Origin of the sequence: Bradyrhizobium sp., from assembly GCF_028868675.1 — a bacterium.
In the GTDB taxonomy this organism is placed as follows: domain Bacteria; phylum Pseudomonadota; class Alphaproteobacteria; order Rhizobiales; family Xanthobacteraceae; genus Bradyrhizobium.
Map to the genome: position 1 here is coordinate 1 of NZ_JAGWUA010000181.1, position 9,578 is coordinate 9,578.

Annotated in this window: 13 protein-coding genes; 3 read left to right on the forward strand and 10 right to left on the reverse strand. The window is 67.5% G+C overall.

The genetic code is table 11. The annotated features are described in order from the left end of the window. Positions 1-88 precede the first annotated feature (88 nt). The 6 genes from KGM94_RS19880 to KGM94_RS19905 form a co-directional block, all read right to left on the reverse strand. Positions 89-652: a cytochrome C oxidase subunit II gene (locus KGM94_RS19880; RefSeq protein WP_300263251.1), complete on the reverse strand. Its 564-nt coding sequence runs from the start codon at positions 650-652 to the stop codon at positions 89-91. Further along, entirely contained in the window at positions 649-828 is a 180-nt protein-coding gene (locus tag KGM94_RS19885) for a hypothetical protein (protein WP_300263253.1), read from the reverse strand. Before KGM94_RS19885 ends, KGM94_RS19880 begins: the two co-directional genes overlap by 4 nt. 7 nt (positions 829-835) lie before the next feature. Beyond that, positions 836-2,047 carry a cytochrome c gene (locus KGM94_RS19890; RefSeq protein WP_300263275.1) on the reverse strand — a complete coding sequence of 404 codons (1,212 nt, stop codon included), beginning with the start codon at positions 2,045-2,047 and terminating at the stop codon, positions 836-838. 55 nt (positions 2,048-2,102) lie between these two features. After that, positions 2,103-2,792, reverse strand: coding sequence for a c-type cytochrome (locus KGM94_RS19895; protein ID WP_300263277.1), 690 nt, complete (start codon positions 2,790-2,792; stop codon positions 2,103-2,105). Positions 2,793-2,965: 173 nt separating this feature from the next. Beyond that, a complete protein-coding gene (locus KGM94_RS19900) occupies positions 2,966-3,226 on the reverse strand; it encodes a DUF2249 domain-containing protein (protein ID WP_300263255.1) in 261 nt (86 codons plus the stop codon). Continuing rightward, complete coding sequence (locus tag KGM94_RS19905; RefSeq protein WP_300263258.1) at positions 3,219-3,683, reverse strand: hypothetical protein; 465 nt, start codon at positions 3,681-3,683, stop codon at positions 3,219-3,221. The genes KGM94_RS19900 and KGM94_RS19905 overlap by 8 nt, the downstream gene beginning before the upstream one ends. A 72-nt stretch (positions 3,684-3,755) precedes the next feature. Here KGM94_RS19905 and KGM94_RS19910 point away from each other — a divergent pair, with 72 nt between their 5' ends. Beyond that, positions 3,756-4,070: a DUF6522 family protein gene (locus tag KGM94_RS19910; RefSeq protein WP_300263260.1), complete on the forward strand. Its 315-nt coding sequence runs from the start codon at positions 3,756-3,758 to the stop codon at positions 4,068-4,070. A 51-nt stretch (positions 4,071-4,121) separates the two neighbouring features. On the opposite strand, the gene KGM94_RS19915 is transcribed toward KGM94_RS19910, so the two are convergent. Together KGM94_RS19915 and KGM94_RS19920 are read right to left on the reverse strand one after the other, a co-directional pair. Beyond that, the gene (locus tag KGM94_RS19915; RefSeq protein ID WP_300263262.1) at positions 4,122-4,787 is read right to left on the reverse strand and encodes an HAD hydrolase-like protein; all 666 of its coding nucleotides are present in this window, start codon (positions 4,785-4,787) and stop codon (positions 4,122-4,124) included. 94 nt (positions 4,788-4,881) lie between these two features. Further along, the gene (locus KGM94_RS19920) at positions 4,882-5,796 is read right to left on the reverse strand and encodes a LysR family transcriptional regulator (RefSeq protein WP_300263264.1); all 915 of its coding nucleotides are present in this window, start codon (positions 5,794-5,796) and stop codon (positions 4,882-4,884) included. A gap of 149 nt (positions 5,797-5,945) precedes the next feature. On the opposite strand from KGM94_RS19920, the gene KGM94_RS19925 reads away from it, so the two are divergent. Both KGM94_RS19925 and KGM94_RS19930 read left to right on the forward strand, forming a co-directional pair. Continuing rightward, positions 5,946-7,259, forward strand: a complete 1,314-nt coding sequence (locus tag KGM94_RS19925; RefSeq protein WP_300263266.1) for an MFS transporter — start codon at positions 5,946-5,948, stop codon at positions 7,257-7,259. Between the two features lie 28 nt (positions 7,260-7,287). Beyond that, positions 7,288-8,364: a tartrate dehydrogenase gene (locus KGM94_RS19930; protein WP_300263268.1), complete on the forward strand. Its 1,077-nt coding sequence runs from the start codon at positions 7,288-7,290 to the stop codon at positions 8,362-8,364. Positions 8,365-8,373: 9 nt separating this feature from the next. Here KGM94_RS19930 and KGM94_RS19935 read toward each other — a convergent pair whose 3' ends face one another. Beyond that, complete coding sequence (locus KGM94_RS19935) at positions 8,374-9,276, reverse strand: U32 family peptidase (protein WP_300263270.1); 903 nt, start codon at positions 9,274-9,276, stop codon at positions 8,374-8,376. Between the two features lie 26 nt (positions 9,277-9,302). Next, the coding region (locus tag KGM94_RS19940) for a U32 family peptidase (RefSeq protein ID WP_300263273.1) at positions 9,303-9,578 on the reverse strand (276 nt) is incomplete at its 5' end.

The following is a 9,578-nucleotide window of genomic DNA, read 5'->3' on the forward strand; positions in this document are numbered from 1 at the left end:
ACTGCGCACGAACATCTGCCACGCGCCCAGCACCAGTGCGAAGCCGAACACCGCGAAGGCGAGCCAGAAGTGCGCGAGGACGAGCTTCCTATTCTCCAACACAGCTCAGCCTCCCGCCGTTCTTCGCGCGGCTTGCGAATGCCGCCTTGTCGATCACCCTGACCCTGCCCCACATTCCCTCGTGGCCGAAGCTGCAGAACTCCTGGCACGGCATCAGGTAGTCGCCGGTCCTCTCGAACCGCATGAACTGCTCGGAGACGTAGCCCGGCACGAGCATGGTGTTGATATTGGTGCCCTGGATCAGGATGCCGTGGACCACGTCGGCGCTGGTGGCGCGCAGCGTGATCGGCGTTTGCGCCGGCACCAGGATGCAGGCCGGGGTGAAGGAATATTGCTGGCCGATCGCGCGGACCGTCACTGCACCGTTCGATTCCAGGACGCTGCCGAGGTTGGACTCGATGAATTCACCCGAAATGTGCAGCCTGGTGGGATCGATGGTCTCGACACGGGCCTGCGGCATGGTCGCACGATGGATGCCGGCAAACGCCGCGAGCAGCGCGAGTACGATGATGACGGCCACGGAGACCGCCGTCCAGCGTTTCTCCGTCCGCTCGGCGACCCCGGCGCCGCGATCGTCCTCCTGCACCGTCATTGCAGCGCTCCGCGGGGAAGGAAGACGAGCAGATAGAACGCAAGCCACATCAGGACGACCAGGGCGGTGGCGATGCCGGCCAGCGTCAGCGCCCCGCCCGGCCCCGCGGCGACGATCCGCTTCACCCGGTCGTCCGCGGTGCTCTCGATCTCTTCAGGGAGGTCCGAGTTGATCATCTGTGCCTCAGTTCAGGGGGGCGGACCGCAGCTCGTTGGCCTCGCGCGCACTGACCGGCGCGCCGCGGTTGCCCCAGGCGGTGCGGATGTAGGAGACGACGGCGGCCACCTCGTTGTCCGACAGAAGGCCCGCGAAAGGCGGCATGCCATAGGGGCGCGGATTTCCCTCCGTGCCGGGCGGATAGCCTCCGTTCAGCACCATCCTGATGGCGTTGACGGCCGATTCCATCTCGATCGACTGGTTGTTGGCGAGCGGCGGCCAGTGCGGCGGCTTGCCTTCGCCCTGCGCGCCGTGACAGGTCGCGCAGCGTGCGTCGTAGACGGTCTTCCCGAGGCTGATCAGAAGGCTGCTTTCGGTGGTCGGCAAGGCCGAACTCGCCGGCGGCCGCGCCGCCGGCTCGGCGATGCTCTTCAGGTACACCGCCATTGCCTTGGTGTCGTCGTCGGTCAGGTACTGCAGGCTGTTGTGCACGACCTCCGCCATCGGCCCGTAGACGACGCCGCGCGCCGAGACTCCGGTCTTCAGGAGGTCGGTGATGTCCTTGATGCTCCAGTCGCCGAGGCCCGCCTCGCGATTGGAGGTGAGGGATGGGGCGTACCAGTTCTGCATGGGTATCAGTCCGCCCTTGAAGGCGTCCGACTGCGACGTGCCGCCGAGCGCGTTGATCGGCGAATGACACATGCCGCAATGGCCGAGCCCCTCGACCAGATAGGCCCCGCGATTCCATTCGGCCGATTTCGACGGGTCGGGCTTGTACTCGCCTTCGCTGAAGAACAGCGTGCGCCAGCCCAGGATCAATTGCCGGTTGTTGTAGGGAAAGCGCAGTTCGTGCTCGCGATTCCTCTGGTTCACCGGCGGAAGGGACTTGAGGTAGGCGAAGATCGCGTCGCTGTCGGCGCGGGTGACCTTGGTGTAGGAGGCGAACGGCATCGCCGGATAGATCAGGCCGCCGTCGGGAAAACGCCCCCTGTGCATCGTGACGTAGAAGTCCTCGGCCGTCCACTTGCCGATGCCCGTCTCGCGATCGGAGGTGATGTTGGAGGAGTAAAGCATGCCGAACGGGGTCGGCATGGCTCGCCCGCCGGCGAAGGTGCGGCCCTCCGGGGCGGTATGGCAGGCGATACAGTCGCCGGCGCGCGCAAGGTACTCGCCGCGCCTGACGATGTCGTTGCCGCCGACGGCCGCCTGCTGCTGCGCCTGCGCGGAGACGCTCGCGATGAACGGAAGCAGGAGCAGGCCAAGGATCGGTGAGAATGAGAACAGCTCCGCCTCCTCAATCCGGTTCGCTTCCGCACGCAAAGGGCAGCACGTAAGCGCCCTTCGGCGCCGGAGCGGCGCTGATCGGCGCGGGCCGGCTCGCAAGGTAGGCCGCCACGGCGGTCACGTCTGCTTCCGTGAGACGCGCCGCGACCTGCTGCATGCAGTCGGGCGCCTTCGCCGTTCGCGTGCCGTAGCGCCAGCCGCCCAGCTGCGCGCTGACATAGTTCGGGCGCAGGCCGAGCAGCCCCGGTATGCCCGGCTCCATGCCGGTGAGCGCGGGGCCGTGGCAGCTGCCGCAAGCCGGGATTTGCCGCGCCGGATCGCCATGGCTGACCAGCGCCTGGCCCTTCTGCATCACCTGCGTGCTGACGTCGCTCGCGGCAGGGGCGGGCAGCGGCGGGCGCTGCTCGGCGAAATACTCGGCCATCTCCTGCAGGTAGGGATCGCCGAGATATTCGAGCAGATAGTTCATCGGCGGATATTTCCGCCGGCCGTTCTTGAACGCCAGGAGCTGATTGTACAGATAGCCGGCGGGCTTGCCGGCGAGGCGCGGGAAATAGACGTCGCCGGTGCCTTCGCCCTGTTTGCCGTGACAAGGCGAGCACGCCTCCACGCGTGCCGCCATCGTGTCCGGCGGCTGGGCAGGTGTTTGCGCCGAAACGGGAAAAAGCCGGGCGGCGAGCCCCAATCCCAGCCCTGCAATGACGTATCCAAGTCGCACGCGGCATCCCCAACGCTGCGCAAGATCCGGGTACCAAACGCAGCGGCGGCGGATCGGTTCCAACTTTGAAACCGCATCCGGAGGTCACTGTATCGTCTCTGATTTTCGCGTCGGATCGCCGGGCGGCACGCCCGGTGATGGACGCCGCGATCTCGTCAGCTAGCGTCGCCGCGGCCGAGCAACCGCAGGCGGACGCGCCAGACATCCGGCCCCTGCTCCAGGTATGTCCAGCCGCATCGCTCGCCATGAAGCGCCTCGAGCTGCAGACGCAACCGCTTCGGATCGTGGTCCACCACGATCTGCAGCGCATCGTCCGGCCCGAGATGCTCGAACAGGTTGAACAGGATGTCGTGTCGGTAGCGCGGATCGATGTCCGCGACCCTGATCACGCGCTCGCCACGGTCTGCTTCAGGCACGGTCAACTCCTGCATTCGCCGGCGCAGGCGCAGGGGGCTGCGCCCGCCATTCGAGCCCGAGATACAGCGCCTCGACGCGGGCGATCAGCCGCTCGCTCCGATCCGGCGCGAGCAGCCGGTCGAGGACGCCGTGAAAGCAGGGTTTCAGGATCCGGCCCGTGACGCCGCGTTCGGCGCACATGAGCTCGACGAGATTTCGCGCCAGCGGCGAGAGGCCTTCGCTCGTCGTCGCGGGATCGAGAATGACGTTCAGCGCACGCTCCACCGCCCTCCAATCGGCGCGCGAGACATGGGTCAGCACGTTGCAGACGTGGGGATGGGCGCGGAAGGCGGCGACCAGATGGAAGGCCAGCTCGGGCGTCGCGAGCTGCAGCCGCTGCGCGGCGAGCTGTGGAGGGTTCGCGAGGTCCCAGGCCTCTGCCTCGATCAGCTTTTCCAATCGTACCGGCGCAGTCATGACTTGACCTCCTCTGTAAAAGATATATTATATATACATCTTTTAAAGCGAGCCGACAAGGGGAGAAATGCCATGAGCCGGACGGACGAGCTGCCCTGCTCTCCCGAACGGGCGGTCGCGCGCGAGGGCGATACATTCACGGTGGACGCCGCGCTGATCGGCCGCCTCCTGCACCTTGGCGCAGCGCGCGTGCCGGCGCTGATGCGCGATGGGGCGATCACCAGCGCCTGCGAACGCGGCGTCGGCGAGCATGCGGGCGAGTTCCGCCTGACTTTTTTCTACGGCAACCGCCGTGCCCGGCTGAGCACGGACCTCGACGGCCACATCGTTCGGCAGACCGCGACCGAGTTCGCGGCCCGTCCGACGCCGAGCGCCAGGACGCCTTGATTCCCGCGGTAACGCCAGCGGCCAGATCCCGCATGGTCGCCGGCCCAAGGCCTATCCGTGCAACATCGACGAGACGACGCGAGCGAGATCCGCGGTCTGCTCCACCAACCGGTCCGCACCGGCCGCTTCCAGCTCGTCCCGGCTGCCATATCCCCAGAGCACGCCGAGACCGCGCATCCTGACCGCGTGAGCTCCGGCGATGTCGTGCCGGCGATCCCCGACCATGAGGCTGTGCGAAACGCGGATGTCCCGTTCGGACAGGACGTGGGCGAGCAGCTCGGGCTTGTGATCCAGCTCCCCGCCGGGCACCGAGCCGTAGATGCCGTCGAAATAGGTTGCAAGCTTCAGGTTCTCCAGGATGCGCCGGGCAAAGACCTCACGTTTCGATGTGGCGAGATAGAGTCGCAATCCGGCTCCCCGCATGTCGCGGAGGGCATCGCCGATCCCGGGATAAGGCTCGCTTCCGAGCAGGCCGCTTTCGCCGTAATGCCGGCGATAGATCGCCACGGCCTCGGCGAGGCGGTCGTCGCCGCGCGCCGCAAGCAGCGTCCGCAGCATGTCTTCCAGCGGCGGCCCGATGGCGCGCTTGATATCCAGCGCGTCGCCGGGATCGTGTCCGAGCGCGCGCAGCGCAGCACGACTGCTTGCGATGATGCCGGGCTGCGAGTCGATCAGCGTTCCGTCGAGGTCCAGGAGTACGGAGCGAACCGGGGACATGCCCGACCATAGCGGGCGTCGGCATGCGGGTAAACGGCCGTGTCGACCGATGGCAGAAGCGCATCGACGTCGTGAAATGTCGGAGGGCCGTGCGTCAGGCCTGCGCGGCGTAGCGCGAGAGGTTGCTCCGCAGCGTCGCCAGCACGTCCTCGCGCAGCGGATCATGCGACCCGCGCAGCCACGCCGCGGCCAGCGGCAGGATGTGCAGCTCGGGGGCGTTGCGGATATCGAGCGCAATGAAACGCACCCCCGCGACCGCGAGCCGCGAGGCCCAGCGCGGCACGATGGCGAGGCCGATATGGGCGGCCACGAGATTGACGATGGTCTGCTTCTCCTCGGCGACCTGCGCGATCGTCGGCTGAAGGCCGGCTTGCGCGAACAGTTTCATCGTGAGGTCGTGGCTGTGCGGCCGCGAGCGCCGGTCGGGCACGATCAGCGGCTGGTCGACCAGCGCCTTGATGACAAGACGCCTGCGCGATGCGAGCGGGTGCGAGGTCGGCACCGCGACGACCGCAGTCTCCTCGAACAGCATCTCGAATTCGAGCCGGCGGTCGTGATGTTCCGCCGGCCGGACGAGGGCGAGATCGAGCCGGCCGGACAACAAGCGCGGCAAGAGCCGGATGGTCTTGTCTTCGAGGAGCTCGATGGCCGCCTCGGGACGCGCGCGCCTGACATCGTGCAGCAGCATCGGCACGAGACCGGCGGCGGCGGTATCGATGGCGCCGAGCCTGAGCGTGCGCGCCCGCTTGCGGCCGCGCTCGCGGATCCGCCGCGCGATCTCGTCCGCCCTGGCGACGAGCGCCTGCGCATCCTGCAGCAGCGCCGTACCCTCCGGCGACAGCGCGACGTTGCGCGTGGTGCGCAGCAGGAGCCGCGTTCCCAGGGATTCCTCGAGCAGCCGGATGTGGCGGCCGAGCGCCGAGGGCAGCATGTTGAGCCGCCGCGCCGCCCGGCCGAAATGCAGCTCGTCGGCAACCGCGAGAAAGCAGCGCAGCTGGTGCAGGTCCATGTCCGCCTCTCTCGGAGCGGGCGGATATTATTGCAATAATTTGTATAATTCAATGCCGATTGAGCCGCGGGCGGCGACATCCTCTAACTGACGCCGGCAAGCGACGCAGCAACAGGCGCCGAACCGGACACGAGCGAGGAGGCTGCGCCATGGGCAGTGAGACGGGCGTCGAGCTGGAACAACGCGTGATGCGGAAGATCGCCCTTCGCATCGTGCCGTTCGTGATGCTGCTCTATTTCATCGCCTATATCGACCGCGTGAACATCGGCTTCGCGGCGCTCACCATGAACAAGGACCTCGGCTTCTCGCCGGCGGTGTTCGGCTTCGGCGCCGGCATCTTCTTCTGGGGCTATTTCCTGTTCGAGGTCCCCTCCAACATCGTGCTGGACAAGGTCGGCGCCCGGATCTGGATCGCGCGCGTCATGGTCAGCTGGGGTCTGGTCTCGGCCGGCATGGCCTTCGTGTGGGACTCCACCAGCTTCTACGTGCTGCGCTTCCTGCTCGGCGCCGCGGAGGCCGGCTTCTTTCCCGGCATCATCCTCTACCTGAGCTACTGGTTTCCCGCGCACCGGCGCGCCGCCGTCACCTCGCTGTTCATGGCGGCGGTGCCGATCTCCGTGGTGCTGGGATCGCCGCTCTCCAGCGCACTCCTGGAATTGCACGGCATCGCCGGGCTGAAGGGCTGGCAGTGGGTGTTCCTGCTCGAGGCCGTGCCGGCCGTGATCTGTGGCATCATCGTCTTCTTCTTCATGACCGACCGGCCCGAGCAGGCGAAATGGCTCGCCGACGACGAGCGCGCCTGGCTCGTCGCGGCCATGAACGCCGAGCGCGCCGGCAAGGCGGCGGTGGCGCATCACAGCATCTGGCGCGGCCTCGCCGACCTGCGCGTGCTGACGCTGGCGCTGGTCTATTTCGGCACCTCCGCGGGGCTCTACACCCTCGGCATCTGGGCGCCGCAGATCATCAAGAGTTTTGGATTGAGCAATCTGCAGGTCGGCTTCGTCAATGCAATCCCGCCGACGGTCGCGGTCGTCGCGATGTATCTCTGGTCCTGGCACTCGGACTTGCGCAACGAGCGCACCTGGCACGTGGTGATCGCGAGCCTCGTCGCGGCAACGGGACTGTTCCTCGCCGATCTCTCCTCCACCACGGTGGCGGTCGTCACGGCGCTGACCCTCGTCAACATCGGCATCAGCGCCGCCAAGCCGCCGCTCTGGAGCATGCCGACCCTGTTCCTGTCGGGACCCGCGGCGGCCACCGGCATCGCCACCATCAACTCGATCGGCAATCTCGGCGGCTTCGTCGGGCCGGCCATGATCGGATGGATCAAGGATCAGACCGGCAGCTTCGTCGGAGGCTTGCACTTCGTCGCTGGCCTGCTGGTCATCTCCGCCCTGCTCACTCTCGTGCTGTCGCGCTCATTGCGGCGGCCGGCGCAGGCCGCGGCCTCGGCGCGTTCGTAAATTCAATCTTCTCCAGGGAGTGACCTTCATGAAGTCCTACGGCATCGCAGCCATTCCGGGTGACGGCATCGGCACCGAGGTCATCGCCGCCGGCGTCGAGGCGCTCGATGCGGTCGCCAGGCGCGAGGGGACCTTCACGTTCAAGTTCGAGCATTTCGACTGGGGCGGCGAATACTACAAGAAGCACGGACGGATGATGCCGGAGAACGGCCGCGATCTGATCCGCAAGCACGACGCCATCCTGTTCGGATCAGCCGGGCATCCCGATATCCCCGACCACATCACGCTGTGGGGCCTGCGGCTCGCGATCTGCCAGCCCTTCGACCAATACGCCAACGTGCGGCCGACCCGGGTGCTGCCCGGCATCACCTCGCCGCTGCGCGCCGTCGGCGACAAGGAGCTCGACTGGGTGATCGTGCGCGAGAACTCGGAAGGCGAATATGCCGGCGTCGGCGGCCGCGTCCACCAGGGCTCGCCGCTGGAAGCCGCAACCGACGTCTCGATGTTCACGCGCGCCGGCGTCGAGCGCATCATGCGCTTCGCGTTCCGCCTCGCCCGCTCGCGGCCGCGCAAGCTCCTGACCGTCGTCACCAAGTCGAACGCGCAGCGCCACGCCATGGTGATGTGGGACGAGATCGCCGTCGAGATCGCGCGCGAATTCCCCGACGTGACCTGGGACAAGATGCTGGTCGACGCCATGACCATGCGGATGGTGACGCGGCCGCAGACGCTCGACACGATCGTGGCCACCAACCTGCACGCCGACATCCTGTCCGACCTCGCCGCGGCGCTCGCGGGCTCGCTCGGCATCGCGCCCACTGCGAACCTCAATCCCGAGCGCGCCTTCCCCTCGATGTTCGAGCCGATCCACGGCTCCGCCTTCGACATCATGGGCAAGGGCATCGCCAATCCGGTCGGCACCTTCTGGTCGGCGGTGATGATGCTCGAGCATCTCGGCGAGCCCGCCGCCGCCAGGCGCCTGATGAAGGCGATCGAGCGGGTGACCGCCGACAAGCGTCTTCACACGCCCGATCTCGGCGGCACGGCCCGGACCGCGGATGTCACCGCCGGCGTCATCGAGGCGATCCAGGGCGCCAACGACTGACGCCTGAGCTCAGGCGCCGGCGTGGCTCGGAACGAAGCTGACCCCGGCCGCACCGTGCAGGAAGCCGTTGGCGAACGGCACGTCGGGATAGAGCGCGGAGAGACGGCGCCCACCCTCCTCCGCGCCGTCGCGGCCGTCGAGCACGTCGCGAAAGACTCTTGCTACCCCGACCATGTCGCAATCCTGCGGCGACAGCCGCAGCGAGCGGACGCCGGCTTCGCGCAGCGCGCCGATGTCGCCGAGCAGGTTGGCGCAGGTGTGCGAGAGGGTCTGGACGCCGTTGATGTTGAGAAAATCCTGCTGCTCCAGCGTCTGCAGCTTCAGCCCGTCGGGGTCCTTCTCGCAGACGAAGCGGCAATTGTCCTTGGTGAGCTTGTGGACGCGGGCGTGGTAGCAGCGCGCGGAGATCGCGAGCGGCACGCGGCCGAAGGCGAACACCTCGGTCACGACGTCGGGAAGCGCGCCCGCGATCGCCGCGACCGAGGTCAGCGGCAGTTCCGGCGGCAGGCAGATGCGCGTCGCGCCGTGCCCCGCGTGAAAGGAGGCGCTCGCCTCGTTGTAGATGTTGACGAACGGCCCGATCGCATGCGGCCGGCCGGCCAGCGCCCTGAGCGCGGTGAGGTCGTTGACCTCGACCAGGCCGTCCTCGGCCACGGCAAGCTCTTCGGTCTGGCGGCGCTCGCGCCGCTGCGACACCAGGATCAGCGATCCCAGCAGCACCTGCTTGCCCGCCGCCTTCAGCCGCTCGATCACGACGGGCAACTCCTCGACGAAGAACGGAGTCCGTTTCGAGCAGACGATCTCGCCGACGGAGACGACGTCGACCGGCGCCTCGTCGGCGATGCGGAAATAGAAGTCGCGCCAGCGCTCCGGCGCCCAATTGTAGAGGACGGGGCCGAGGCTGAGTTGCATCGCTTGGGCTCGTTTCGTTTCCAAAGTCATCGCCACGTCTTGCGGTAGGCGCCGAGCGTGGTGGCCTGGCCTTCGGTGAACGGCTTCAATCCGGCGATCTCGGCCTCGCGGCCGCCGGCCAGCGCGGAAAGCGCGCCGCGGAAATGGCGCACCACGCTCTCGACATAGGCGCGGCCGCGCTGCCGTCCCTCGATCTTCAGCGCGGTGACGCCGGCGTCGCGCATGCCCTTCAGCAGCGTCGTCGCATCCAGGCTGACCGGGTCCTCGAAGATGTAGCCGGTGCCGTGCGCGGTCGAGAAACG

Excerpts from the sequence above, each read along its gene's own strand:
- KGM94_RS19935 (WP_300263270.1), bottom strand. The coding sequence starts at position 9,276 with ATGCAACTCAGCCTCGGCCCCGTCCTCTACAATTGGGCGCCGGAGCGC.
- KGM94_RS19885 (WP_300263253.1), bottom strand. The coding sequence starts at position 828 with ATGATCAACTCGGACCTCCCTGAAGAGATCGAGAGCACCGCGGACGAC.
- KGM94_RS19920 (WP_300263264.1), bottom strand. The coding sequence starts at position 5,796 with ATGGACCTGCACCAGCTGCGCTGCTTTCTCGCGGTTGCCGACGAGCTG.
- KGM94_RS19905 (WP_300263258.1), bottom strand. The coding sequence starts at position 3,683 with ATGACTGCGCCGGTACGATTGGAAAAGCTGATCGAGGCAGAGGCCTGG.
- KGM94_RS19925 (WP_300263266.1), top strand. The coding sequence starts at position 5,946 with ATGGGCAGTGAGACGGGCGTCGAGCTGGAACAACGCGTGATGCGGAAG.
- KGM94_RS19880 (WP_300263251.1), bottom strand. The coding sequence starts at position 652 with ATGACGGTGCAGGAGGACGATCGCGGCGCCGGGGTCGCCGAGCGGACG.
- KGM94_RS19930 (WP_300263268.1), top strand. The coding sequence starts at position 7,288 with ATGAAGTCCTACGGCATCGCAGCCATTCCGGGTGACGGCATCGGCACC.
- KGM94_RS19915 (WP_300263262.1), bottom strand. The coding sequence starts at position 4,787 with ATGTCCCCGGTTCGCTCCGTACTCCTGGACCTCGACGGAACGCTGATC.
- KGM94_RS19910 (WP_300263260.1), top strand. The coding sequence starts at position 3,756 with ATGAGCCGGACGGACGAGCTGCCCTGCTCTCCCGAACGGGCGGTCGCG.